Source organism: Streptomyces sp. NPDC053541 (genome assembly GCF_044544705.1).
Taxonomy (GTDB): domain Bacteria; phylum Actinomycetota; class Actinomycetes; order Streptomycetales; family Streptomycetaceae; genus Streptomyces.
On sequence record NZ_JBITXM010000001.1, the window covers coordinates 466756 to 490208 of the forward strand.

The 23453-nt window shown below is 68.4% G+C and carries 35 protein-coding genes; 33 read left to right on the forward strand and 2 right to left on the reverse strand.

Translation table 11 applies throughout. The features are described from left to right. The 3 genes from fusA (at nt 1) to nshR (ending at nt 4400) form a co-directional block, all read left to right on the forward strand. Nucleotides 1-2127 (forward strand): elongation factor G, encoded by a 2127-nt coding sequence (gene fusA / locus ACIGW2_RS02390; RefSeq protein ID WP_356063770.1) that lies wholly within the window; start codon nt 1-3, stop codon nt 2125-2127. A gap of 158 nt (nt 2128-2285) precedes the next feature. Next, entirely contained in the window at nt 2286-3479 is a 1194-nt protein-coding gene (tuf, locus tag ACIGW2_RS02395; protein ID WP_356063772.1) for an elongation factor Tu, read from the forward strand. A 117-nt stretch (nt 3480-3596) separates the two neighbouring features. Next, on the forward strand, nt 3597-4400 hold the full coding sequence (nshR, locus tag ACIGW2_RS02400) for an NshR/TsnR family 23S rRNA methyltransferase (protein WP_391653192.1): 804 nt from the start codon (nt 3597-3599) through the stop codon (nt 4398-4400). A 79-nt stretch (nt 4401-4479) separates the two neighbouring features. Here nshR and ACIGW2_RS02405 read toward each other — a convergent pair whose 3' ends face one another. After that, the gene (locus tag ACIGW2_RS02405) at nt 4480-6489 is read right to left on the reverse strand and encodes a PIG-L family deacetylase (RefSeq protein ID WP_399840635.1); all 2010 of its coding nucleotides are present in this window, start codon (nt 6487-6489) and stop codon (nt 4480-4482) included. 78 nt (nt 6490-6567) lie between these two features. After that, on the reverse strand, nt 6568-7137 hold the full coding sequence (locus tag ACIGW2_RS02410) for a 2'-5' RNA ligase family protein (RefSeq protein ID WP_399840637.1): 570 nt from the start codon (nt 7135-7137) through the stop codon (nt 6568-6570). A gap of 112 nt (nt 7138-7249) precedes the next feature. Between ACIGW2_RS02410 and ACIGW2_RS02415 the strand changes: the two genes are divergently transcribed. The 30 genes from ACIGW2_RS02415 to rpsK all read left to right on the forward strand — a co-directional run bounded on the left by ACIGW2_RS02415 (nt 7250) and on the right by rpsK (nt 23452). Then, nucleotides 7250-8365: a hypothetical protein gene (locus ACIGW2_RS02415; protein ID WP_399840639.1), complete on the forward strand. Its 1116-nt coding sequence runs from the start codon at nt 7250-7252 to the stop codon at nt 8363-8365. A gap of 30 nt (nt 8366-8395) precedes the next feature. Then, nucleotides 8396-8608 (forward strand): hypothetical protein, encoded by a 213-nt coding sequence (locus ACIGW2_RS02420; protein WP_399840641.1) that lies wholly within the window; start codon nt 8396-8398, stop codon nt 8606-8608. Between the two features lie 530 nt (nt 8609-9138). After that, nucleotides 9139-9447 (forward strand): 30S ribosomal protein S10, encoded by a 309-nt coding sequence (rpsJ, locus tag ACIGW2_RS02425; protein ID WP_003948644.1) that lies wholly within the window; start codon nt 9139-9141, stop codon nt 9445-9447. Nucleotides 9448-9460: 13 nt separating this feature from the next. Further along, nucleotides 9461-10105 carry a 50S ribosomal protein L3 gene (gene rplC / locus ACIGW2_RS02430; protein WP_031012092.1) on the forward strand — a complete coding sequence of 215 codons (645 nt, stop codon included), beginning with the start codon at nt 9461-9463 and terminating at the stop codon, nt 10103-10105. A 4-nt stretch (nt 10106-10109) separates the two neighbouring features. Then, the gene (gene rplD, locus ACIGW2_RS02435) at nt 10110-10760 is read left to right on the forward strand and encodes a 50S ribosomal protein L4 (RefSeq protein ID WP_356063783.1); all 651 of its coding nucleotides are present in this window, start codon (nt 10110-10112) and stop codon (nt 10758-10760) included. Further along, on the forward strand, nt 10760-11083 hold the full coding sequence (gene rplW, locus ACIGW2_RS02440; protein ID WP_265864044.1) for a 50S ribosomal protein L23: 324 nt from the start codon (nt 10760-10762) through the stop codon (nt 11081-11083). The genes rplD and rplW overlap by 1 nt, the downstream gene beginning before the upstream one ends. Before the next feature lie 39 nt (nt 11084-11122). Beyond that, nucleotides 11123-11959: a 50S ribosomal protein L2 gene (gene rplB, locus ACIGW2_RS02445; protein WP_046908246.1), complete on the forward strand. Its 837-nt coding sequence runs from the start codon at nt 11123-11125 to the stop codon at nt 11957-11959. A 12-nt stretch (nt 11960-11971) separates the two neighbouring features. Then, a complete protein-coding gene (gene rpsS / locus ACIGW2_RS02450) occupies nt 11972-12253 on the forward strand; it encodes a 30S ribosomal protein S19 (protein ID WP_265864046.1) in 282 nt (93 codons plus the stop codon). A gap of 43 nt (nt 12254-12296) precedes the next feature. After that, nucleotides 12297-12644, forward strand: a complete 348-nt coding sequence (rplV, locus tag ACIGW2_RS02455) for a 50S ribosomal protein L22 (RefSeq protein WP_391653185.1) — start codon at nt 12297-12299, stop codon at nt 12642-12644. After that, nucleotides 12644-13471, forward strand: coding sequence for a 30S ribosomal protein S3 (gene rpsC, locus ACIGW2_RS02460; protein ID WP_356063786.1), 828 nt, complete (start codon nt 12644-12646; stop codon nt 13469-13471). Before rplV ends, rpsC begins: the two co-directional genes overlap by 1 nt. A 5-nt stretch (nt 13472-13476) precedes the next feature. Further along, nucleotides 13477-13896, forward strand: a complete 420-nt coding sequence (gene rplP / locus ACIGW2_RS02465; protein WP_030494257.1) for a 50S ribosomal protein L16 — start codon at nt 13477-13479, stop codon at nt 13894-13896. Then, nucleotides 13896-14120, forward strand: coding sequence for a 50S ribosomal protein L29 (rpmC, locus tag ACIGW2_RS02470; RefSeq protein WP_128985131.1), 225 nt, complete (start codon nt 13896-13898; stop codon nt 14118-14120). Before rplP ends, rpmC begins: the two co-directional genes overlap by 1 nt. Further along, nucleotides 14120-14401 (forward strand): 30S ribosomal protein S17, encoded by a 282-nt coding sequence (gene rpsQ / locus ACIGW2_RS02475; RefSeq protein ID WP_356063789.1) that lies wholly within the window; start codon nt 14120-14122, stop codon nt 14399-14401. The genes rpmC and rpsQ overlap by 1 nt, the downstream gene beginning before the upstream one ends. 102 nt (nt 14402-14503) lie before the next feature. Continuing rightward, a complete protein-coding gene (rplN, locus tag ACIGW2_RS02480; protein ID WP_003956455.1) occupies nt 14504-14872 on the forward strand; it encodes a 50S ribosomal protein L14 in 369 nt (122 codons plus the stop codon). Between the two features lie 2 nt (nt 14873-14874). Beyond that, nucleotides 14875-15186 (forward strand): 50S ribosomal protein L24, encoded by a 312-nt coding sequence (gene rplX / locus ACIGW2_RS02485; protein WP_282694363.1) that lies wholly within the window; start codon nt 14875-14877, stop codon nt 15184-15186. Then, on the forward strand, nt 15183-15740 hold the full coding sequence (gene rplE / locus ACIGW2_RS02490; protein WP_265864084.1) for a 50S ribosomal protein L5: 558 nt from the start codon (nt 15183-15185) through the stop codon (nt 15738-15740). The genes rplX and rplE overlap by 4 nt, the downstream gene beginning before the upstream one ends. Nucleotides 15741-15745: 5 nt before the next feature. After that, the gene (locus ACIGW2_RS02495; RefSeq protein WP_003956452.1) at nt 15746-15931 is read left to right on the forward strand and encodes a type Z 30S ribosomal protein S14; all 186 of its coding nucleotides are present in this window, start codon (nt 15746-15748) and stop codon (nt 15929-15931) included. Nucleotides 15932-16153: 222 nt separating this feature from the next. Next, nucleotides 16154-16552: a 30S ribosomal protein S8 gene (rpsH, locus tag ACIGW2_RS02500; protein WP_041130779.1), complete on the forward strand. Its 399-nt coding sequence runs from the start codon at nt 16154-16156 to the stop codon at nt 16550-16552. 21 nt (nt 16553-16573) lie between these two features. After that, nucleotides 16574-17113 (forward strand): 50S ribosomal protein L6, encoded by a 540-nt coding sequence (gene rplF, locus ACIGW2_RS02505; protein WP_356063793.1) that lies wholly within the window; start codon nt 16574-16576, stop codon nt 17111-17113. 3 nt (nt 17114-17116) lie between these two features. Further along, a complete protein-coding gene (gene rplR / locus ACIGW2_RS02510) occupies nt 17117-17500 on the forward strand; it encodes a 50S ribosomal protein L18 (protein WP_356063795.1) in 384 nt (127 codons plus the stop codon). 45 nt (nt 17501-17545) lie between these two features. Further along, nucleotides 17546-18151 (forward strand): 30S ribosomal protein S5, encoded by a 606-nt coding sequence (rpsE, locus tag ACIGW2_RS02515; protein WP_030201551.1) that lies wholly within the window; start codon nt 17546-17548, stop codon nt 18149-18151. Continuing rightward, nucleotides 18151-18333, forward strand: a complete 183-nt coding sequence (gene rpmD / locus ACIGW2_RS02520; protein WP_005313525.1) for a 50S ribosomal protein L30 — start codon at nt 18151-18153, stop codon at nt 18331-18333. The genes rpsE and rpmD overlap by 1 nt, the downstream gene beginning before the upstream one ends. 1 nt (nt 18334) lies before the next feature. Then, nucleotides 18335-18790, forward strand: a complete 456-nt coding sequence (gene rplO, locus ACIGW2_RS02525; protein ID WP_356063798.1) for a 50S ribosomal protein L15 — start codon at nt 18335-18337, stop codon at nt 18788-18790. 167 nt (nt 18791-18957) lie between these two features. Then, the gene (gene secY, locus ACIGW2_RS02530; protein ID WP_356063800.1) at nt 18958-20277 is read left to right on the forward strand and encodes a preprotein translocase subunit SecY; all 1320 of its coding nucleotides are present in this window, start codon (nt 18958-18960) and stop codon (nt 20275-20277) included. Beyond that, nucleotides 20277-20924: an adenylate kinase gene (locus tag ACIGW2_RS02535; RefSeq protein WP_361575233.1), complete on the forward strand. Its 648-nt coding sequence runs from the start codon at nt 20277-20279 to the stop codon at nt 20922-20924. Before secY ends, ACIGW2_RS02535 begins: the two co-directional genes overlap by 1 nt. Before the next feature lie 99 nt (nt 20925-21023). Continuing rightward, complete coding sequence (gene map / locus ACIGW2_RS02540) at nt 21024-21875, forward strand: type I methionyl aminopeptidase (RefSeq protein WP_361575236.1); 852 nt, start codon at nt 21024-21026, stop codon at nt 21873-21875. 140 nt (nt 21876-22015) lie between these two features. After that, nucleotides 22016-22237 (forward strand): translation initiation factor IF-1, encoded by a 222-nt coding sequence (gene infA / locus ACIGW2_RS02545; RefSeq protein ID WP_003956442.1) that lies wholly within the window; start codon nt 22016-22018, stop codon nt 22235-22237. 63 nt (nt 22238-22300) lie between these two features. Continuing rightward, nucleotides 22301-22414, forward strand: a complete 114-nt coding sequence (rpmJ, locus tag ACIGW2_RS02550; protein WP_003956441.1) for a 50S ribosomal protein L36 — start codon at nt 22301-22303, stop codon at nt 22412-22414. Nucleotides 22415-22600: 186 nt separating this feature from the next. After that, a complete protein-coding gene (gene rpsM / locus ACIGW2_RS02555; protein WP_015035595.1) occupies nt 22601-22981 on the forward strand; it encodes a 30S ribosomal protein S13 in 381 nt (126 codons plus the stop codon). Between the two features lie 66 nt (nt 22982-23047). Continuing rightward, nucleotides 23048-23452: a 30S ribosomal protein S11 gene (gene rpsK, locus ACIGW2_RS02560; protein ID WP_003956432.1), complete on the forward strand. Its 405-nt coding sequence runs from the start codon at nt 23048-23050 to the stop codon at nt 23450-23452. Nucleotide 23453 lies beyond the last annotated feature (1 nt).

Here is a 23453-nt window from a genome sequence, read left to right on the forward strand (position 1 = left end):
ATGGCTACCACTTCGCTTGACCTGGCCAAGGTGCGCAACATCGGCATCATGGCCCACATCGACGCGGGCAAGACGACCACCACCGAGCGGATCCTGTTCTACACCGGTGTCTCGTACAAGATCGGTGAAGTCCACGACGGCGCTGCCACGATGGACTGGATGGAGCAGGAGCAGGAGCGCGGCATCACGATCACGTCCGCCGCGACGACCTGCCACTGGCCGCTCGAGGACGTCGACCACACGATCAACATCATCGACACGCCGGGTCACGTCGACTTCACCGTCGAGGTGGAGCGTTCGCTGCGCGTGCTCGACGGTGCTGTGACGGTGTTCGACGGCGTGGCCGGCGTCGAGCCGCAGTCCGAGACCGTCTGGCGTCAGGCGGACCGCTACGGCGTCCCGCGCATCTGCTTCGTCAACAAGCTCGACCGCACCGGTGCCGAGTTCTTCCGCTGCGTCGACATGATCACGGAGCGCCTCGGCGCGACGCCGATCGTGATGCAGCTCCCGATCGGTGCCGAGGCCGACTTCCAGGGCGTCGTCGACCTCGTCCGCATGAAGGCCCTGGTCTGGTCCGCCGAGGCCACCAAGGGCGAGATGTACGACGTCGTCGACATCCCCGACACCCACACCGAGCTCGCCGAGGAGTACCGCGGCAAGCTGGTCGAGGTCGTCGCGGAGAACGACGAGGAGATGATGGAGCTCTTCCTCGAGGGCACCGAGCCCACCGAGGAGCAGCTGTACGCGGCCATCCGCCGCATCACCATCGCCTCCGGCAACCCGGACAACACCACGGTCACCCCGGTGTTCTGTGGCACCGCGTTCAAGAACAAGGGCGTCCAGCCCCTGCTCGACGCGGTCGTGCGCTACCTCCCCTCCCCGCTCGACATCGAGGCCATCGAGGGCCACGCGGTCGGCGACCCGGAGCAGGTCGTGAAGCGCAAGCCGTCCGACGACGAGCCCCTGTCGGCCCTCGCGTTCAAGATCATGAGCGACCCGCACCTGGGCAAGCTCACCTTCGTGCGCGTGTACTCCGGCCGCCTCGACGCCGGCTCCTCCGTCCTGAACTCCGTGAAGGGCAAGAAGGAGCGCATCGGCAAGATCTACCGCATGCACGCGAACAAGCGTGAGGAGATCGCGTCGGTGGGCGCGGGCGACATCATCGCCGTGATGGGTCTCAAGCAGACCACCACCGGTGAGACGCTCTGTGACGACAAGAACCCGGTCATCCTGGAGTCCATGGACTTCCCGGCGCCGGTCATCCAGGTCGCCATCGAGCCGAAGTCCAAGGGCGACCAGGAGAAGCTGGGTGTCGCCATCCAGCGCCTCGCGGAGGAGGACCCCTCCTTCCAGGTCCACTCGGACGAGGAGACCGGCCAGACCATCATCGGCGGCATGGGCGAGCTGCACCTCGAGGTGCTCGTCGACCGCATGCGCCGTGAGTTCAAGGTCGAGGCCAACGTCGGCAAGCCGCAGGTCGCCTACCGCGAGACGATCCGCAAGGCCGTCGAGCGCGTGGACTTCACGCACAAGAAGCAGACCGGTGGTACGGGTCAGTTCGCCAAGGTCCAGATCGGCATCGAGCCGATCGAGGGCGGCGAGTCCTCGTACGAGTTCGTGAACAAGGTCACCGGTGGCCGCATCCCGAAGGAGTACATCCCTTCGGTCGACGCGGGTGCCCAGGAGGCCATGCAGTTCGGCATCCTCGCCGGTTACGAGATGACCGGCGTCCGTGTGATCCTGCACGACGGTGCCTACCACGAGGTCGACTCCTCCGAGCTCGCCTTCAAGATCGCCGGCTCGCAGGCCTTCAAGGAGGCCGCGCGCAAGGCTTCGCCCGTGCTCCTCGAGCCGATGATGGCCGTCGAGGTCACCACGCCCGAGGACTACATGGGTGAGGTCGTCGGCGACATCAACTCCCGCCGTGGCCAGATCCAGGCCATGGAGGAGCGTCACGGTGCCCGCATCGTGAAGGGCCTCGTGCCCCTGTCGGAGATGTTCGGCTACGTCGGCGACCTCCGCAGCAAGACCTCGGGTCGCGCAAGCTACTCGATGCAGTTCGACTCCTACGCCGAGGTTCCGCGGAACGTCGCCGAGGAGATCATCGCGAAGGCCAAGGGCGAGTAACGCACCGCGTTTAACGCACCGCGTTCACACGCTTTAGGCTTGACACCGACCGTCGGGGGTCGGCCCGCAAGGGAAGACCCCCGCGGGCGGCACCCCAGCAAAGATCACCTGGCGCCGATGAACCAAGGCGTACAGAACCACTCCACAGGAGGACCCCAGTGGCGAAGGCGAAGTTCGAGCGGACTAAGCCGCACGTCAACATCGGCACCATCGGTCACATCGACCACGGTAAGACGACCCTCACGGCCGCCATTACCAAGGTGCTGCACGACGCGTACCCGGACCTGAACGAGGCCTCGGCCTTCGACCAGATCGACAAGGCTCCCGAGGAGCGCCAGCGCGGTATCACCATCTCCATCGCGCACGTCGAGTACCAGACCGAGTCGCGTCACTACGCCCACGTCGACTGCCCGGGTCACGCGGACTACATCAAGAACATGATCACCGGTGCCGCGCAGATGGACGGCGCCATCCTGGTGGTCGCCGCCACCGACGGCCCGATGCCGCAGACCAAGGAGCACGTGCTCCTGGCCCGCCAGGTCGGCGTTCCGTACATCGTCGTCGCCCTGAACAAGGCCGACATGGTGGACGACGAGGAGATCCTGGAGCTCGTCGAGCTCGAGGTCCGTGAGCTCCTCACCGAGTACGAGTTCCCGGGCGACGACCTGCCGGTCGTCCGCGTCTCGGCGCTCAAGGCGCTCGAGGGCGACAAGGAGTGGGGCGAGAAGCTCCTCGACCTCATGAAGGCCGTGGACGAGTCCATCCCGCAGCCCGAGCGTGACGTCGACAAGCCGTTCCTGATGCCGATCGAGGACGTCTTCACGATCACCGGTCGTGGCACCGTCGTCACCGGTCGTATCGAGCGTGGTGTCCTCAAGGTCAACGAGACCGTCGACATCATCGGCATCAAGACCGAGAAGACCACCACCACGGTCACCGGCATCGAGATGTTCCGCAAGCTGCTCGACGAGGGCCAGGCCGGTGAGAACGTCGGTCTGCTCCTCCGTGGCATCAAGCGCGAGGACGTCGAGCGCGGCCAGGTCATCATCAAGCCCGGTTCGGTCACGCCGCACACCGAGTTCGAGGCCCAGGCCTACATCCTGTCGAAGGACGAGGGTGGCCGTCACACCCCGTTCTTCAACAACTACCGCCCGCAGTTCTACTTCCGTACCACGGACGTGACCGGCGTCGTGACCCTCCCCGAGGGCACCGAGATGGTCATGCCGGGCGACAACACCTCCATGTCCGTCCAGCTGATCCAGCCGGTCGCCATGGAGGAGGGCCTCAAGTTCGCCATCCGTGAGGGTGGCCGGACCGTCGGCGCCGGCCAGGTCGTCAAGATCACCAAGTAAGTCCACTTGGCTGATCCGGGCTGACCCGGTTGCTCTTGCCTGAGCACCTGCACGAAGCGGAGGGCCCGTACGACGCGAGTCGTACGGGCCCTCCGTCGTACCTGCTAACGTCGGGGCGTGGCCAGTCTCGACATCATCGAAGAACGTTCCGATCCCGCGGTCCAGCGGATCATCGATGTCACCAAGCACTCCAGGTCCGTCGTCCGGACCGTGCTCATCGAGGACATCGAACCCCTGCTGCAGAGCATCCGCGCCGGTGTCGAGTTCACCGAGGTCTACGGCCTGGACACCGCGCCGCCGCCGGCCGAGCTCCTCCAGGCGTGCGAGAAGCGCGGCATCCGGGTCCGGCTGCTCGCCTCCGCGCTCGCCAACCAGATCTTCAAGGCCGAGAAGAAGCCCAAGCTCTTCGGCATCGCCAAGGTGCCGCGGCCCAGCCGCTTCAAGGACCTCGCGGACCGCACCGGCGACGTCATCCTGCTCGACGGCGTGAAGATCGTCGGCAACATCGGCGCCATCGTCCGCACCGCCTTCGCACTCGGCGCGGCCGGCATCGTGCTCGTCGACAGCGACCTGCCGACCATCGCCGACCGGCGCCTGATCCGGGCCAGCCGGGGCTACGTGTTCTCCCTGCCGATCGTCCTCGCCTCCCGCGACGAGGCCCTGGAGCACCTGCGCCAGAGCGGACTGCGCCCGATGGTCTTCGAGGCCGAGGGCGACCACACGGTCGGCGACCTCGGTGCCATCGACGAGCGGATCGTCCTCATGTTCGGCAGCGAGAAGACCGGCCCCTCCGGGGCGCTGTCCGACCTCGCGACCGAGACGGTGTCGATCCCGATGAACCCCGAGGCCGAGTCGCTCAACGTCTCCGTCTCGGCCGGCATCGCGCTCCACGCGCGCGCCCGCCGCAACCTCGGCGCCTGACCAACCTCCGTCCGCGGCACGGCCGTTCGCCCCGAAGGGGGCGGGCGGCCGTTCGTCTTGAGTGACGGGCGCCGGCCCCTCAGGGCCGCCAGATCCAGGGTCGGGCGTCCGCGCCCAGGCCGACGACCGCGCCGGTGCCGTGCAGCACGGGCCCGGCGCCGGCCGGCGCGGTGCCGCGGTCCCGGACCGCGAGGCGCCCGTCCCGCAGCAGCTGCACCCGGCCGCGCGGGTCCCGGCCCAGCAGGACCGGGCCGCGCGGGCCCGGGGCGGCCGCCAGCGGCCCGTACCCCTCGAAGAGCGGCGCCGGTCCCGTACCGGAGGAGCGCAGCCGGCCGTCCGCCGGGGCGCGGTAGAAGACCTCGACACCGGCCGGACCGGGGGCCGGCACGGCGGCGACCGGGTCGCCGGACAGCGGGAGCGGCGCGGCCGGGGAGCCGTCGACCCAGTGCCGTACGTGGGTGCGGCCCGCCGCCAGCAGATGCGTCCGGCCCGCGGTGTCGAGGAGCGCGGTCAGCCCGTCCTGCACCTCCTCCTGGCCCGGCAGCGCCCGCCACGGCCCCCAGGTGCCGTCCGCCGCCCGTACCCGGGTCGACACGCCCTTGTCCGCGTTCCGTACGAAGAGGTGCACCCGCCCGTCGGGAGCGGCGAGCGCCACCGGCGCGCCGATCCGGCGGCTCCGGTCGTCCTCGCGCTCCGGACTGCCCAGGCCCTGCCAGGCGCGGAAGGCGCCGCCGGGGGAGCGCTGCTCCAGGAACACCACCTCGCGCCGGTTCGCCCCGCCGCGGCCGGTCAGCGCGGCGAACCGCACGCCGAACAGCAGCAGCCGCCCGTCGGCGAGCGCCGCCGGGGCGAGCACCGGCGCCAGCGGGCCGCCGCCCAGGTCCTCCGGCTCCCCGAACTCCTCGCCGCCGCGCTCCCGTTCGCGCCAGCGCACCGCGCGCAGCCCGAGCACCCCGTACGCGGACAGGCGCCCGTCCGGCTCCTCGGCGACGGCCGGTCCGGCGGCCGGCCAGCGGTAGTGCGTGGCGCGCACCCAGCCCTTCCAGTTGGTCAGCGGACGGTCGCCGCCGACGCCGTAGTCCCCGCAGCCGGAGGGGTTGCCGCAGTCCCAGGACGGATCGCCGCCGTACGGGACGAGGTGGGCGGCCTTCTCGGCGAGCACCCGGGGCGGCAGGTTCTTCGGCCAGTGCCGGTTGTAGTAGCCGCGGAAGGCGGTCGTCGTGAAGGCCGGCACCGGCCCGCCGTCCGCCGTGGCGTCGGCGACCCGGCGCAGCAGCGCCGCCCAGGTGAAGCAGGCCACCGCGGTGTGGTCGCCGTGGTCGGAGTAGCCCGGCTGCTCGCTGTCCCGCTGCCGGGTGGCCTCCGGGCTGTGCTGGATGTCCGGGTCCGGGTCGAGGGTGTGCACGACCGTCGGCCGGTAGGCGGCGAGCAGCCCGGCCAGCACCTCGACCAGCTGCCCGTGGTCGTAGGTGTCGGAGCGGGTGACGGGGGAGTCCGCGGACAGGTGGGTGCGCAGTTCCAGGGCGCGGTCCTGCCAGAGCGCCGGCAGCGCCATGTAGCGGCGCGGGGTGTGCATCGGCAGGTTGAGGAAGACCAGCTCGACCCGGCGGCCGCCGTGTTCGAGGACGTCGCGCTCGGCGCGCCGGCCGCCCGCGAGCTCGGCGGTCTCCTTCCGCCAGGGCGTGAACCGGTCCGCGCCGAGCAGCTCCGCGTACGCCTGGCGCAGGCCCTGGTGGCGGGCGGAGGAGTAGGCGGCCCGGTCCGGCGGGGTCTCCGGCATGCCCTTGATCCGGTTCTTGCCGTTGTGCTCGCCCGCCGTCACGTACACGGAGACCAGCGGCACCCCGGCGTCGAGCAGCCGCTGGGTGTCCGGGTTCATGAAGTAGAGGTCGTCGTCCGGGTGCGCGGCGAACTGCATGAGCAGTGCCCGGTGACCGGTGGCGATCGGACGCCCCGGGGCCGGATCGGCCGAGACGGTGCGGCCGGGCGGCGGGGCGGGCACGGAACAGCCCGCGAGGGCCGCGCCCGCGGCCGCCGCCGTCGCCCCGGCGAGCAGTCCGCGCCGCGTCGGTCCTCTGTTCTCGTCCACCGGTCGTGCGCCCCCGTGCGTGCTGTGCTGCCGTCGTGGCCGTGCCGTGCGGCTAGACGGATTTTCGAGCGCGGGGGTTCAGTGCGAGCCGCCGGATTCCCCCGGGCCGCCGAGCGGCAGCCGGGCCCGCACCTCCATGGGCCCGTCCCCGCGCCGCGACAGCAGCACCAGCCCGTCGACCGCCACGGCCGTCGAGCCGAGGAGCGCGGCGCACTCCGCCGCCAGCACGGCCGGCTCCCGGCTGCGCCCGAGGGAGAGGTGCGGGGTGTACGGACGGGGGTCGGCGCAGTGCGGGAAGCACTCCTCCAGCGCCGCCCGCAGCCGCAGCCACGGCGCCGCCCCGTCGGCGGCCGGGTCCAGCCACACGGTGGCGTCGTGCCGGTGCCGGAACCACCGGACCCCGGCCAGCCGCGCGGTGAACGCCGGACACCCGGCGAGCGCCCGCGCGGCGAGCGGCACCGCGGCCTCGAAGTCCGCCTCGGGCACGAACCCGTACACGACGTTCACGTGCGGCGGCCACCGCCGCACCTGCCGGTCGTGCACCCGCCGGATCGCCTGCACCGGCTCCCACAGCCGCCGCGGCGGCAGCCAGGCGACGGCGGTGCGGCGGGTGGGGCCGGACAGCAGGGGGAGCGGCACGGGAGGCACGGAAACGGCTCCTCACGTCACGAACCGATCAAGGTGTCGGATTTCCCTTCTCCGCAGGTCGGAGGGCATGAGAACGTCCGCTTCGCATGATGCGTCACCAGGGGTGGGGAAGTTGGACGACAAGCCGTCGGTCTCCGACGAGGAATGGGCCGCGTTCGTCGCGGCCGCCAGGGAGCAGGGCCTCGGCACGGAGGCCCAGGACCGCGCGCTGCGCAGGGCCAAGCCGCCGAAGCCGCCGAAGCGCCCGAAGCGGCCCGGGGCCTTCCGGACCCGCACCCGGCCCACCCCGCGGCTCAAGGCGATCCTCGGGATCGGCCTGGCGGCGGCGCTGGCCCTGGTGGCCGTGCGGCCCCAGCTGTTCACCGCCCTGCTCCCGGAGACCGTCACCGCCGCCCTCCCCTCCTCCTGGACGGACCACCCGGAGGACACCACCCCGCTTCCCGCCGAGACGACCCGCCCGACGGCCGCCCCGTCCCCGGTCGACCCGGACCGCCCGACCCTCGCCGAACCGTTCCGCGGCTCCCCGGCGCTGCGCTGGGCGGACGGGGCGGCGGGCATCGAGCTGCCGCCGGCGAAGGCGACGGGCTGGATGTCGAAGGAGCGGGTCGAGGCGGCGCTGAAGCAGTCGAAGGAGTTCCTGGTCGCCACCAACCTGGACCCGGCCGTCCTTGCCGGCGCCAGGCCGGACGCGGCGCTGAAGCTGCTCGACCCGAAGCACCGGGACTTCCACCGGGAGCTGGAGCGCGGCCTGGTCGCGCCGACCGAGGAGAACGACCCGCTGCGCCTGTTCAGCCGCTTCGCGCCGTCCGAGGTCCGCCTCGTGGGGACCGTCGTGAAGACCCGCGGCCGGATGAGCGTGGAGAAGGGCACGGGCGACGCGGCGGACGCCGTTCTCGTCCGTGCCGACTACACCTTCGTCTACCCGCTGGTGCGGAGCACCCCCGGAGCCGACGAGGTCGCCCGCACGGTCCTGCGCCGCGAGCTGGTGTTCGCCTTCTATCCGGCCGGCTACGACGTCACCCGGGGACGGCTCGTCCTCCACGCCTTCCCGTACAACGTGGGCAACAGCTCCTGCGGTGCCACCGACGGCTTCTTCCATCCGTCGTTCCCCGCGGACCGGCGGTCCGCGCCCCGGCCCACCGCCACGGGCGAGGCGGTCGACCCGTACGACCGCAGCAGGCCCCTCGACGACTTCCCGCACGGCTGCGGAACCGTCACGCGCAGCTGACACGCGACAACACACAGGGGTGGGACACGCATGGGGTGGGGCGACGACCGGCACGACAACGGCACACGGAGTCCGGCGGCCCGGCTGGCCTCGGGGGCGGTCGGCGTCGTCGTGGCCGCCGGGCTCGCCGTGCTCGTGCCGCGACCCGAGCTGATGCCGTGGCGGGACGCGGCGGACGCCACTCCGCCGGCCGCCGAGACCGAGCGGCCCTCCGCCGCGCCCTCCCAGACTCCGACCTGGTGACCGTCCCGGACACGGCTCCCTCGGGCCCGGCCCAGGACCCGTACGACCGCAGCCGGAACCCGGACGACCTGCCGCAGGAGTGCGGGACGACCTCGCGGACCTGAGGACACCGGCCCCGCGTCCCGGCTCCGCCGCGCCCTCGTGTGTGACCCGGCGTGACGTGGGGTACAGTCTTCGATCCCGATTGGCGGGCGGATGGCCCCGTATGGCAGACTAGCGGGGTTGCTCGGTTGAGTGCCGATGCTGCGCGCCTCCCGCCGGGAGGACCGGAAGCGAGTCCCACAGTACTCGTCGACCCCCTGCGGGTCGGACGTACGGGAATCTTCCGGGAAGCGTGGGCGGGGCCTCAGCCAGGCACCCGGTGGTGTTCTGCACCCGCCACGCGGCTCGGCCCGCACCCCCTTGGTTGGGAAATCCCTATGGGAGATCTTCGTAGAGGGAGCGCGACACGCCCGACCGCGTGGGTCGGAGACAGAGCGCTGGACCACCGGGTTCCAGAGCGTTACGAGAAAAAGGACTACTGAGTAGCCATGGCGGGACAGAAGATCCGCATCCGGCTCAAGGCCTACGACCACGAGGTCATCGACTCCTCGGCGAAGAAGATCGTCGAGACGGTGACCCGCACTGGTGCGTCGGTCGCGGGCCCGGTGCCGCTGCCCACTGAGAAGAACGTGTACTGCGTCATCAAGTCGCCGCACAAGTACAAGGACTCGCGCGAGCACTTCGAGATGCGGACGCACAAGCGCCTCATCGACATCCTCGACCCCACGCCGAAGACGGTTGACTCGCTGATGCGTCTCGACCTGCCGGCTGGCGTCGACATCGAGATCAAGCTCTGAGGTGACGCGCGAGATGGCTAAGAACATCAAGGGCATCCTGGGCGAGAAGCTCGGCATGACGCAGGTCTGGGACGAGAACAACCGGGTCGTCCCGGTGACCGTCGTCAAGGCCGGCCCGAATGTCGTGACCCAGGTGCGTACGAACGACGTCGACGGCTACGAGTCGGTCCAGATCGCCTTCGGCGAGATCGACCCGCGCAAGGTGAACAAGCCCCTCAAGGGCCACTTCGCCAAGGCCGACGTCACCCCGCGCCGTCACCTCGTCGAGATCCGTACCGCTGACGCCAGCGAGTACACCCTCGGCCAGGAGATCACCGCCGAGGTCTTCGAGGCGGGCATCAAGGTCGACGTGACCGGCAAGAGCAAGGGCAAGGGCTTCGCCGGTGCCATGAAGCGCCACAACTTCCGTGGTGGCAAGGCGTCCCACGGTGCCCACCGTGTGCACCGCAAGCCGGGTTCGATCGGTGGCTGCGCCACCCCGGGCCGCGTCTTCAAGGGCATGCGCATGGCCGGCCGCATGGGCAACGAGCGCGTGACCACCCAGAACCTGACCGTTCACGCCGTTGACGCGGAGAAGGGCCTGCTGCTCATCAAGGGCGCGGTTCCTGGTCCGAACGGCGGCCTCGTCCTGGTCCGCACCGCGGCCAAGGGGGCCTGAGGATATGAGCACCATTGACATTCTGTCGCCGTCCGGCGACAAGACCGGGACCATCGAGCTCCCGGCCGAGATCTTCGAGGCCAAGGTCAGCATCCCGCTGATCCACCAGGTCGTCGTCGCGCAGCTTGCGGCTGCCCGCCAGGGCACCCACAAGACCAAGACGCGTGGCGAGGTCCGCGGTGGTGGCAAGAAGCCGTACCGCCAGAAGGGCACCGGCCGCGCCCGTCAGGGTTCGACCCGCGCCCCGCAGTTCGCCGGTGGTGGCGTCGTGCACGGTCCCGTGCCGCGTGACTACTCGCAGCGGACCCCGAAGAAGATGAAGGCCGCCGCCCTCCGCGGTGCCCTCTCCGACCGGGCGAACCACTCCCGCATCCACGTCGTCACCGGCGTGGTCGAGGGTGACATCTCCACCAAGGCCGCCAAGACGCTGTTCGGCAAGATCTCGGAGCGCAAGAACCTGCTCCTGGTCGCCGAGCGCTCCGACGAGGCCGCGTGGCTGTCCGCCCGCAACCTGCCCCAGGTGCACATCCTGGAGCCGGGCCAGCTGAACACGTACGACGTGATGCGATCCGACGACGTGGTCTTCACCCAGGCCGCCCTCGAGTCCTTCGTGTCTGGCCCCAAGGCCGATGAGACCGAAGGGAGCGAGGCCTGATGTCCGAGGCCACGATCACCAGCAAGACCTTCACGGACCCGCGCGACGTCCTCGTCAAGCCGGTTGTCTCCGAGAAGAGCTACGCGCTGCTCGACGAGAACAAGTACACGTTCATCGTCGCGCCCGGCGCCAACAAGACCCAGATCAAGCAGGCCGTCGAGGCGGTCTTCTCGGTCAAGGTCACCGGGGTCAACACGATCAACCGCCAGGGCAAGCGCAAGCGCACCCGCACCGGTTTCGGCAAGCGCGCCAACACCAAGCGCGCCATCGTGACCCTCGCCGAGGGCAACCGAATCGACATCTTCGGCGGCCCGACCGCCTGATGGCGGTCGAGTCGTCCGATATCGGACGAGGACTGAGAAATGGGTATCCGCAAGTACAAGCCGACTACGCCGGGCCGTCGTGGCTCCTCCGTAGCCGACTTCGTCGAGATCACGCGGTCCACGCCGGAGAAGTCGCTGGTCCGCCCCCTGCACAGCAAGGGCGGCCGTAACAACACCGGTCGTGTGACCGTCCGTCACCAGGGCGGTGGCCACAAGCGCGCCTACCGTGTCATCGACTTCCGTCGCCACGACAAGGACGGCGTGCCGGCCAAGGTCGCTCACATCGAGTACGACCCCAACCGCACCGCGCGCATCGCGCTGCTCCACTACGCGGACGGCGAGAAGCGCTACATCATCGCCCCGCGCGGCCTGAGCCAGGGCGACCGGGTCGAGAACGGCCCGACGGCCGACATCAAGCCCGGCAACAACCTGGCGCTCCGCAACATCCCGGTCGGTACCACGATCCACGCGATCGAGCTCCGTCCCGGTGGCGGCGCCAAGTTCGCCCGGTCCGCCGGTGCCTCCGTGCAGCTGCTGGCGAAGGAGGGCACCATGGCCCACCTCCGCATGCCGTCCGGCGAGATCCGTCTGGTCGACGCCCGCTGCCGCGCCACCATCGGCGAGGTCGGCAACGCCGAGCAGTCGAACATCAACTGGGGCAAGGCCGGCCGCAAGCGCTGGCTGGGCGTTCGCCCGACCGTTCGCGGTGTGGCGATGAACCCGGTTGACCACCCGCACGGTGGTGGTGAGGGCAAGACCTCCGGTGGTCGTCACCCGGTCTCCCCGTGGGGTCAGAAGGAGGGTCGTACTCGTTCGCCGAAGAAGGCTTCGAACAAGTACATCGTCCGCCGCCGCAAGACGAACAAGAAGCGCTAGGAGCGGGTTTAGATGCCGCGCAGTCTCAAGAAGGGACCCTTCGTCGACGGCCACCTCATCAAGAAGGTGGACGCCCAGAACGAAGCCGGTACCAAGAACGTCATCAAGACCTGGTCCCGTCGCTCGATGATCGTCCCGGCCATGCTCGGCCACACGATCGCCGTGCACAACGGCAAGACCCACGTCCCGGTGTTCGTCACCGAGTCGATGGTCGGGCACAAGCTCGGCGAGTTCTCGCCGACGCGCACCTTCCGGGGTCACGTCAAGGAAGACCGGAAGTCGAAGCGCCGCTAGTAGCGGATCGCATTCAGACACGTAAGTAACTGAAGGGACAACCATGGAAGCCAGGGCCCAGGCGCGGTACATCCGCGTCACGCCCATGAAGGCCCGCCGCGTGGTGGACCTGATCCGTGGCATGGACGCCACGGAGGCTCAGGCTGTTCTGCGATTCGCTCCGCAGGCAGCCTCCGTGCCGGTCGGCAAGGTGCTCGACAGCGCCATTGCCAACGCCGCGCACAACTACGACCACACGGACGCCTCTTCGCTGTTCGTCAGCGAGGCGTACGTCGACGAGGGCCCGACCCTGAAGCGGTTCCGTCCGCGCGCCCAGGGCCGTGCCTACCGGATCCGCAAGCGGACCAGCCACATCACCGTGGTCGTCAGCAGCAAGGAAGGAACCCGGTAATGGGCCAGAAGGTTAACCCGCATGGGTTCCGGCTCGGCATCACCACGGACTTCAAGTCCCGCTGGTACGCCGACAAGCTGTACAAGGACTACGTCAAGGAAGACGTCGCCATCCGTCGGATGCTGACGTCCGGCATGGAGCGCGCCGGCATCTCGAAGGTGGAGATCGAGCGCACCCGTGACCGTGTCCGCGTGGACATCCACACCGCTCGCCCGGGCATTGTCATCGGTCGCCGCGGCGCCGAGGCCGACAAGATCCGCGGCCAGCTGGAGAAGCTGACCGGCAAGCAGGTTCAGCTCAACATCCTCGAGGTCAAGAACCCCGAGGTCGACGCTCAGCTGGTGGCCCAGGCCGTCGCCGAGCAGCTGTCCTCCCGCGTCTCCTTCCGTCGGGCCATGCGCAAGAGCATGCAGTCCGCCATGAAGGCCGGCGCCAAGGGCATCAAGATCCAGTGTGGTGGCCGTCTCGGCGGCGCCGAGATGTCCCGCTCGGAGTTCTACCGCGAGGGTCGTGTGCCGCTGCACACGCTGCGCGCGAACGTCGAGTACGGCTTCTTCGAGGCCAAGACGACCTTCGGCCGCATCGGCGTGAAGGTCTGGATCTACAAGGGCGACGTCAAGAACATCGCCGAGGTCCGCGCCGAGAACGCTGCTGCCCGCGCCGGCAACCGCCCGGCCCGTGGCGGCGCCGACCGCCCGGCCCGCGGTGGCCGTGGTGGCGAGCGTGGCGGTCGCGGTCGCAAGCCGCAGCAGGCTCCCGCTGCCGAGGCCCCCAAGGCCGAGGCCGCCGCCGCTCCGGCTGCTGAGAGCACCGGAACGGAGGCCTGACCGAAATGCTGATCCCCCGTAGGGTCAAGCACCGCAAGCAGCACCACCCGAAGCGCAACGGTATGTCCAAGGGTGGCACGCAGGTTGCGTTCGGCGAGTACGGCATTCAGGCCCTCACCCCGGCCTACGTGACCAACCGCCAGATCGAGGCCGCGCGTATCGCGATGACCCGCCACATCAAGCGTGGCGGCAAGGTCTGGATCAACATCTACCCGGACCGTCCGCTCACGAAGAAGCCTGCCGAGACCCGCATGGGTTCCGGTAAGGGTTCCCCGGAGTGGTGGATCGCGAACGTCAAGCCCGGTCGGGTGATGTTCGAGCTGTCCTACCCGAACGAGAAGATCGCGCGTGAGGCTCTGACTCGTGCGGCCCACAAGCTGCCGATGAAGTGCAAGATCGTTAAGCGCGAGGCAGGTGAGCTGTGATGTCGGCCGGTACCAAGGCGTCCGAGCTGCGCGAGCTGGGCAACGAGGAGCTTGTCGCCAAGCTCCGCGAGGCCAAGGAAGAGCTGTTCAACCTCCGCTTCCAGGCGGCGACGGGCCAGCTCGAGAACCACGGTCGGCTCAAGTCCGTCCGTAAGGACATCGCCCGGATCTACACCCTGATGCGCGAGCGCGAGCTGGGCATCGAGACGGTGGAGAACGCCTGATGAGCGAGAACAACGTGACTGAGAAGACCGAGCGCAACGCCCGCAAGGTCCGTGAGGGCCTCGTCGTCAGCGACAAGATGGACAAGACCGTCGTCGTCGCTGTCGAGGACCGCGTCAAGCACGCGCTGTACGGCAAGATCATCCGCCGTACGAACAAGCTCAAGGCTCACGACGAGCAGAACCAGGCCGGCGTCGGCGACCGCGTCCTCCTCATGGAGACGCGCAAGCTGTCCGCCACCAAGCACTGGCGCGTCGTCGAGATCCTCGAGAAGGCCAAGTAATTCCCTCCTAGGGGGACCCCCTAGGAACAGTTCCGCCAGGCTCCGCCGGGGGCCGAGAGATCGGCCCCCGGCGGGGAACCGGCAGACAATCAGGAGATAGACGTGATCCAGCAGGAGTCGCGGCTTCGCGTCGCCGACAACACTGGTGCCAAGGAGATCCTTTGCATCCGTGTTCTCGGTGGCTCGGGCCGCCGCTACGCGGGCATCGGTGACGTCATCGTCGCCACCGTCAAGGACGCGATCCCCGGTGGCAACGTGAAGAAGGGTGACGTCGTCAAGGCGGTCATCGTTCGCACCGTCAAGGAGCGCCGCCGCCAGGACGGCTCGTACATCCGCTTCGACGAGAACGCCGCCGTCATTCTGAAGAACGACGGCGACCCTCGCGGCACCCGTATCTTCGGCCCGGTGGGCCGTGAGCTGCGCGAGAAGAAGTTCATGAAGATCATCTCGCTCGCGCCGGAGGTGCTGTAAGCATGAAGATCAAGAAGGGCGACCTGGTCCAGGTCATCACCGGCAAGGACAAGGGCAAGCAGGGCAAGGTCATCGCGGCCTACCCCGCCGAGTCCCGCGTCCTCGTCGAGGGTGTCAACCGGGTCAAGAAGCACACGAAGGCCGGCCCGAACCAGGCCGGCGGCATCGTGACCACCGAGGCTCCGGTCCACGTCTCCAACGTCCAGCTGGTCGTGGAGAAGGACGGCAAGAAGGTCGTCACGCGTGTCGGTTACCGCTTCGACGACGAGGGCAACAAGATCCGCGTTGCCAAGCGGACGGGTGAGGACATCTGATGGCTACCACCACTCCGCGTCTCAAGACGAAGTACCGCGAGGAGATCGCGGGCAAGCTGCGTGACGAGTTCAAGTACGAGAACGTCATGCAGATCCCCGGCCTCGTGAAGATCGTGGTCAACATGGGTGTCGGCGACGCCGCCCGTGACTCGAAGCTGATCGAGGGCGCGATCCGCGACCTCACCACGATCACCGGTCAGAAGCCGGCCGTCACCAAGGCCCGCAAGTCCATCGCGCAGTTCAAGCTGCGCGAGGGCCAGCCGATCGGTGCCCACGTCACGCTCCGTGGCGACCGCATGTGGGAGTTCCTGGACCGCACCCTGTCGCTCGCGCTGCCGCGCATCCGCGACTTCCGCGGCCTGTCCCCGAAGCAGTTCGACGGCCGTGGCAACTACACCTTCGGTCTCACGGAGCAGGTCATGTTCCACGAGATCGACCAGGACAAGATCGACCGCGTCCGGGGTATGGACATCACCGTGGTCACCACGGCGACCAACGACGACGAGGGCCGTGCCCTTCTGCGTCACCTCGGCTTCCCGTTCAAGGAGGCGTAAGCGAGATGGCGAAGAAGGCTCTCATCGCGAAGGCTGCCCGCAAGCCCAAGTTCGGTGTGCGTGCGTACACCCGCTGCCAGCGCTGCGGCCGCCCCCACTCCGTGTACCGCAAGTTCGGCCTCTGCCGCGTGTGCCTCCGTGAGATGGCTCACCGTGGCGAGCTGCCGGGCGTGACCAAGAGCTCCTGGTAATTCCCCTTCGCCCGTAGGGCGTTGGAGAAGACCGGAGTCTCTCGGTAAGCATTGGGTTGGCGGAGGCCCTTCTCTTCATGCCGTAGGCTTGAAGGGTTGGGCGTCCGCCGCCCGTACGACTTACTACGCCGTAGGTCCACCGCACCGCACCCGCCCCGTCTCGGATCGGGGAGAGGGATGGTGCACCAGGAAACCCCGGCGAGAGAGGCCGAAGGCCAATTCATGACCATGACTGATCCGATCGCAGACATGCTCACGCGTCTGCGGAACGCGAACTCGGCGTACCACGACTCCGTGACGATGCCGCACAGCAAGATCAAGTCGCACATCGCGGAAATCCTCCAGCAGGAGGGCTTCATCACGGGCTGGAAGGTCGAGGACGCCGAGGTCGGCAAGAACCTCGTGCTCGACCTCAAGTTCGGTCCGAACCGTGAGCGCTCCATCGCGGGCATCAAGCGGATCTCGAAGCCGGGCCTCCGGGTTTACGCGAAGTCCACCAACCTGCCGAAGGTCCTCGGCGGCCTGGGCGTGGCGATCATCTCCACGTCCCACGGTCTCCTGACCGGCCAGCAGGCGCAGAAGAAGGGCGTGGGTGGGGAAGTCCTCGCCTACGTCTGGTAGTCGGGAACGGAGGAATAGCCAATGTCGCGAATCGGCAAGCTCCCCATCACGGTTCCCGCCGGCGTGGACGTCACCATCGAGGGCCGCACGGTCACGGTGAAGGGTTCCAAGGGCACCCTGACCCACACCGTCGCCGCGCCGATCGAGATCGTCAAGGGTGAGGACGGCGTTCTGAACGTCACCCGCCCCAACGATGAGCGTCAGAACAAGGCCCTGCACGGCCTGTCCCGCACGCTGGTGGCCAACATGATCACCGGTGTGACCCAGGGGTACACGAAGGCGCTCGAGATCAGCGGTGTCGGTTACCGCGTGGCCGCGAAGGGCTCCGACCTGGAGTTCCAGCTCGGCTACAGCCACCCGATCCTGGTGGAGGCCCCCGAGGGGATCTCCTTCAAGGTCGAGTCGCCGACCAAGTTCTCGGTCGAGGGCATCGACAAGCAGAAGGTCGGCGAGGTCGCCGCGAACATCCGCAAGCTGCGCAAGCCCGACCCGTACAAGGCCAAGGGCGTCAAGTACGCGGGTGAGGTCATCCGCCGCAAGGTCGGAAAGGCTGGTAAGTAAGCCATGGCATACGGTGTCAAGATCGCCAAGGGCGACGCTTACAAGCGCGCTGCGAAGGCGCGCCGTCACCTGCGCATCCGCAAGAACGTGTCGGGTACGGCGGAGCGTCCGCGCCTCGTCGTGACGCGCTCCAACCGCGGTATCACCGCGCAGGTCATCGACGACCTGAAGGGCCACACCGTGGCGTCGGCGTCCCACCTGGACGCGTCGATCCGCGGTGGCGAGGGCGACAAGTCCGCGCAGGCCAAGCAGGTCGGCGCCCTGGTCGCCGAGCGCGCCAAGGCCGCCGGTGTCGAGGCCGTCGTGTTCGACCGTGGTGGCAACAGGTACGCCGGGCGCATTGCCGCTCTGGCTGACGCCGCCCGCGAAGCCGGGCTGAAGTTCTAAGCCCCGGTTCCGGGACTAACGGACGTAACAGAGAGAGGTATTCCAATGGCTGGACCCCAGCGCCGCGGCAGCGGTGCCGGTGGCGGCGAGCGGCGGGACCGGAAGGGCCGCGACGGTGGCGCTGCCGCCGCCGAGAAGACCGCGTACGTTGAGCGCGTAGTCGCGATCAACCGCGTCGCCAAGGTTGTCAAGGGTGGTCGTCGCTTCAGCTTCACCGCGCTGGTCGTGGTGGGCGACGGTGACGGCACCGTGGGTGTCGGTTACGGCAAGGCCAAGGAGGTGCCGGCCGCCATCGCCAAGGGTGTGGAGGAGGCCAAGAAGCACTTCTTCAAGGTCCCCCGTATCCAGGGCACCATCCCGCACCCGATCCAGGGTGAGAAGGCCGCGGGCGTCGTCCTGCTCAAGCCGGCTTCCCCCGGTACCGGTGTCATCGCCGGTGGCCCGGTGCGCGCCGTGCTCGAGTGCGCCGGCGTTCACGACATCCTGTCGAAGTCGCTCGGCTCCGACAACGCGATCAACATCGTGCACGCGACCGTGGAGGCCCTGAAGGGCCTGCAGCGTCCCGAGGAGATCGCGGCCCGCCGCGGTCTGCCCCTCGAGGACGTCGCTCCCGCGGCTCTGCTTCGTGCGCGTGCCGGGGCGGGTGCGTAATGGCTCGCCTCAAGATCACGCAGACGAAGTCGTACATCGGCAGCAAGCAGAACCACCGCGACACCCTGCGTTCGCTCGGGCTCAAGCGCCTGAACGACGTGGTCGTCAAGGAGGACCGCCCCGAGTTCCGCGGAATGGTGCACACCGTCCGCCACCTCGTGACGGTCGAGGAGGTCGACTGACATGGCGGAGACCAACCCGCTGAAGGTCCACAACCTCCGTCCCGCCCCGGGCGCCAAGACCGCCAAGACCCGTGTGGGTCGTGGTGAGGCGTCGAAGGGTAAGACGGCCGGTCGTGGTACGAAGGGCACGAAGGCCCGCTACCAGGTTCCGGAGCGCTTCGAGGGTGGCCAGATGCCGCTCCACATGCGCCTCCCGAAGCTGAAGGGCTTCAAGAACCCCTTCCGCACCGAGTACCAGGTCGTGAACCTGGACAAGCTGGCCGCGCTCTACCCGCAGGGTGGCGAGGTCACGGTGGCCGACCTGGTCGCCAAGGGTGCGGTTCGCAAGAACCAGCTCGTCAAGGTCCTGGGCCAGGGCGAGCTCTCCGTGGCGCTGCAGGTGACGGTCGACGCCGTCTCCGGCTCCGCCAAGGAGAAGATCGCCGCCGCCGGCGGCACCGTCACCGAGCTCGTCTGAGACGACTCGATGGCCTGAACATCCGACCGGGGATGCCTCTCAAAAGGGGCATCCCCGGTTGGTCGTTCCTAGGGGGGCATGCTCGCCGGTAAGGTGGCCTGCAACTCTGTCCTTTACCTCAAGACCGTCACCTCTGACGCACGTGCGCGGGGGTCGCAGGAGGCACCGTGCTCACCGCGTTCGCCCGGGCGTTCAAGACGCCCGACCTGCGCAAGAAGCTGCTCTTCACGCTCGGCATCATCGTGCTGTACCGGCTCGGGGCGCACATCCCCGTCCCCGGCGTCAGCTACGAGGCCGTCCAGCAGTGTGTGGATCAGGCGAGCCAGGGCAACAACAGCCTGTTCGGCCTGGTCAACATGTTCAGTGGCGGGGCGCTGCTGCAGATCACCATCTTCGCGCTCGGCATCATGCCGTACATCACGGCGAGCATCATCCTGCAGCTGCTCACCGTCGTGATCCCGCGCCTGGAGGCCCTCAAGAAGGAGGGGCAGGCCGGCACGGCGAAGATCACGCAGTACACGCGTTATCTGACGGTCGCGCTCGCCATCCTCCAGGGCACCGGCCTCGTCGCCACCGCCCGCACCGGCGCGCTCTTCAGCGGCTGCACCGTCGCCAGCCAGGTCGTTCCCGACCAGTCGATCTTCACCACCGCCACCATGGTCATCACCATGACCGCGGGCACCGGCGTCGTGATGTGGCTCGGCGAGCTCATCACCGACCGCGGCATCGGCAACGGCATGTCGATCCTCATGTTCATCTCGATCGCCGCCGGCTTCCCGGGCGCCCTGTGGGCCATCAAGAAGAGCGGTGACCTGGCGGGCGGCTGGATCGAGTTCGGCACCGTCATCCTGATCGGCTTCGTGATGGTGGGCCTCGTCGTCTTCGTCGAGCAGGCCCAGCGCCGCATCCCGGTGCAGTACGCGAAGCGGATGATCGGCCGGCGGTCGTACGGCGGTACGTCCACTTACATCCCTTTGAAGGTGAACCAGGCAGGTGTGATTCCTGTCATCTTCGCCTCGTCGCTGCTCTACATCCCGGCGCTCGTCGCGCAGTTCTCGAACTCCACGGCCGGCTGGAAGACCTGGATCGAAGCCCACTTCGTCAAGGGTGACCACCCGTATTACATCGCCGCCTACTTCCTCCTGATCGTGTTCTTCGCCTTCTTCTACGTGGCGATCTCGTTCAACCCCGAGGAAGTCGCCGACAACATGAAGAAGTATGGTGGCTTCATCCCGGGTATCCGGGCTGGTCGACCTACTGCCGAGTATCTGAGCTACGTGCTCAACCGGATCACTTGGCCGGGCTCGCTGTATCTGGGTCTGATCGCTCTTGTGCCGACGATGGCGTTGGCGGGCTTCGGTGGGGCCAACCAGAACTTCCCGTTCGGTGGCACCAGCATCCTGATCATCGTGGGTGTGGGTCTCGAGACCGTGAAGCAGATCGAGAGCCAGCTCCAGCAGCGCAATTACGAAGGGTTCCTCCGCTGATGCGAATCGTCCTCGTCGGACCGCCCGGGGCCGGCAAGGGAACGCAGGCCGCGTTCCTTGCCAAGAACCTGGACATCCCGCACATCTCCACGGGCGACCTGTTCCGTGCCAACATCTCGCAGGGCACGGAGCTGGGCCTCAAGGCGAAGGCGTACATGGACGCCGGTGACCTCGTCCCGGACGAGGTGACCATCGGGATGGCCAAGGACCGCATGGAGCAGGAGGACGCCAAGAACGGCTTCCTGCTGGACGGGTTCCCGCGCAACGTGGCCCAGGCCGAGGCCCTGGATGTCGTCCTGAAGGCGGACGACATGCAGCTGGACGCGGTCCTGGACCTGGAGGTCCCCGAGGACGAGGTCGTGAAGCGGATCGCGGGTCGCCGCATCTGCCGCAACGACTCCTCGCACGTCTTCCACGTGACGTACAACGCCCCCAAGGTCGAGGGCGTCTGCGACGTGTGCGGAGGCGAGCTGTTCCAGCGCGACGACGACTCCGAGGAGACCGTCCGCCGGCGCCTGGAGGTCTACCACACCCAGACCGAGCCGATCATCGACTACTACCGGGCCCAGAACCTGGTCGTCACGATCTCGGCGCTCGGCAAGGTGGAAGAGGTCACGGCGAAGGCCATGGCCGCGCTGAAGAAGTAACCACGGTTCCGTACGACACGGCCGCGGTGCCCGGTGAGGGCGCCGCGGCCGTATCGTTGTTCTGTCCCCGGTACGCGCAGAGGAAAGGCCCCGACCACGATGGTGCAGATCAAGACCCCCGAGCAGATCGCGAAGATGCGCGAGGCGGGGCTGGTCGTCGCGGCCATCCACGCGGCCACCCGCGAGGCGGCCGTGCCGGGCGCCACGACCCGGGACCTGGACGAGGTCGCCCGCAAGGTGATCGCCGACCACGGCGCGAAGTCGAACTTCCTCGGGTACGGCGGCTTCCCCGCGACCATCTGCACCTCGGTGAACGAGGTCGTGGTCCACGGCATCCCGGACGAGAAGACGGTCCTCAAGGACGGCGACATCATCTCGATCGACGCCGGCGCGATCGTGGACGGCTGGCACGGTGACGCCGCGTACACCTGCTTCGTGGGCACCGGTCACGCGCCGGAGCTGATCGAGCTCTCCCGGGTGACCGAGGAGTCGATGTGGGCCGGCATCGCGGCCATGAAGCTCGGCAACCGCCTCGTGGACGTCTCGAAGGCGATCGAGACCTACATCAAGCGCCAGCCGCGCCCGGCCGTGGGAGACCACAGCCTGGGCCGCTACGGCATCATCGAGGACTACGGCGGCCACGGCATCGGCACCGAGATGCACATGGACCCGCACCTGCTGAACTACGTCTCCCGCAAGCGCGGCAAGGGCCCGAAGCTGGTCCCCGGCTTCTGCCTGGCCATCGAGCCGATGGTCTCCCTCGGCACGCCGAGGACGGAGGTCCTCGCGGACGACTGGACCGTCATCACCACCGACGGCACCTGGTCCTCGCACTGGGAGCACAGCGTCGCCCTGACCGAGGAGGGCCCCCTGGTCCTCACCGCGGTCGACGGCGGCAAGGCGAAGCTGGCGGAACTGGGCGTCACGGCGGCGCCGGACCCGCTCGCGTAATGATCTCGCGCGGTGGGAAGACTCCCCGGATTCGTCTTTTCCACAGGCCTGACGTAGACTGATGCGTCGGCTCTCGTGTACCCGTGTGCCCGCACACGGCGGCGAGAGTCGATCAAGGTAGCCGATTCGAAAGGCGAAGCGTGGCCAAGAAGCAAGGTGCCATCGAAATCGAGGGCACCGTGATCGAGTCCCTCCCGAACGCCATGTTCAAGGTGGAGCTCCAGAACGGTCACAAGGTCCTCGCGCACATCTCCGGCAAGATGCGTATGCACTACATCCGCATCCTCCCGGACGACCGGGTCGTCGTGGAGCTGTCTCCGTACGACCTGACGCGTGGCCGGATCGTCTACCGGTACAAGTAGATCTTGCCCGCACCCCCGCACTCCGCGCGGGTGGTGGCACTGACCCGGAGAACCTCACATCCCATGAAGGTCAAGCCGAGCGTCAAGAAGATCTGCGACAAGTGCAAGGTGATCCGCCGTCACGGCCGGGTCATGGTCATCTGCGACAACCTGCGCCACAAGCAGCGCCAGGGCTGACGCACGCCGACCGACCTGCATCTCGCAGTTCTTCGCGCGACGCATAGCAACACGTACATACGCAGAGCCCGCCCAGCCCATCAGGGTCGGCGACACCTCCGGCGGGGGCCGGGGACCCGATTCGTACCTCATACGGCGGTCGGGACCGGTTCTGCGGCAGACCCCCGAGAACACAGGAGCCATTGAATGGCACGCGTTTCCGGTGTTGACATCCCGCGCGAAAAGCGTGTGGTGGTCGCACTCACCTACGTCTTCGGCATCGGGCGTACCCGGTCCGAGGAGATCCTCGCCGCGACCGGCGTGAACCCGTCCACCCGTGTCCGCGACCTGGCCGAGGAAGACCTCGTCAAGATCCGCGAGTACGTGGACGCCAACCTCCAGACCGAGGGTGACCTCCGCCGCGAGATCGCCGCCGACATCCGCCGCAAGGTCGAGATCGGCTGCTACCAGGGTCTGCGCCACCGTCGTGGCCTGCCCGTCCGCGGCCAGCGCACCAGCACGAACGCTCGTACCCGCAAGGGCCCGCGTCGCGCCATCGCCGGTAAGAAGAAGCCGGGCAAGAAGTAGTCCTCAGCGGACGCTTGACCAAGCGGTCTTCGCTGTAGGACCGACCACCTCCCGTAGGAGTTATAGATGCCCCCCAAGGGTCGTCAGGGCGCTGCCAAGAAGGTGCGCCGCAAGGAAAAGAAGAACGTCGCTCACGGCCACGCGCACATCAAGAGCACGTTCAACAACACGATCGTCTCGATCACGGACCCGTCCGGCAACGTGATCTCCTGGGCCTCCGCCGGCCACGTCGGCTTCAAGGGCTCGCGCAAGTCCACCCCCTTCGCCGCGCAGATGGCCGCCGAGTCGGCCGCCCGCCGCGCGCAGGAGCACGGCATGCGCAAGGTCGACGTCTTCGTCAAGGGTCCCGGCTCCGGCCGTGAGACCGCGATCCGCTCCCTCCAGGCCACCGGCCTCGAGGTCGGCTCGATCCAGGACGTCACCCCCACCCCGCACAACGGCTGCCGTCCGCCGAAGCGGCGTCGCGTCTGAC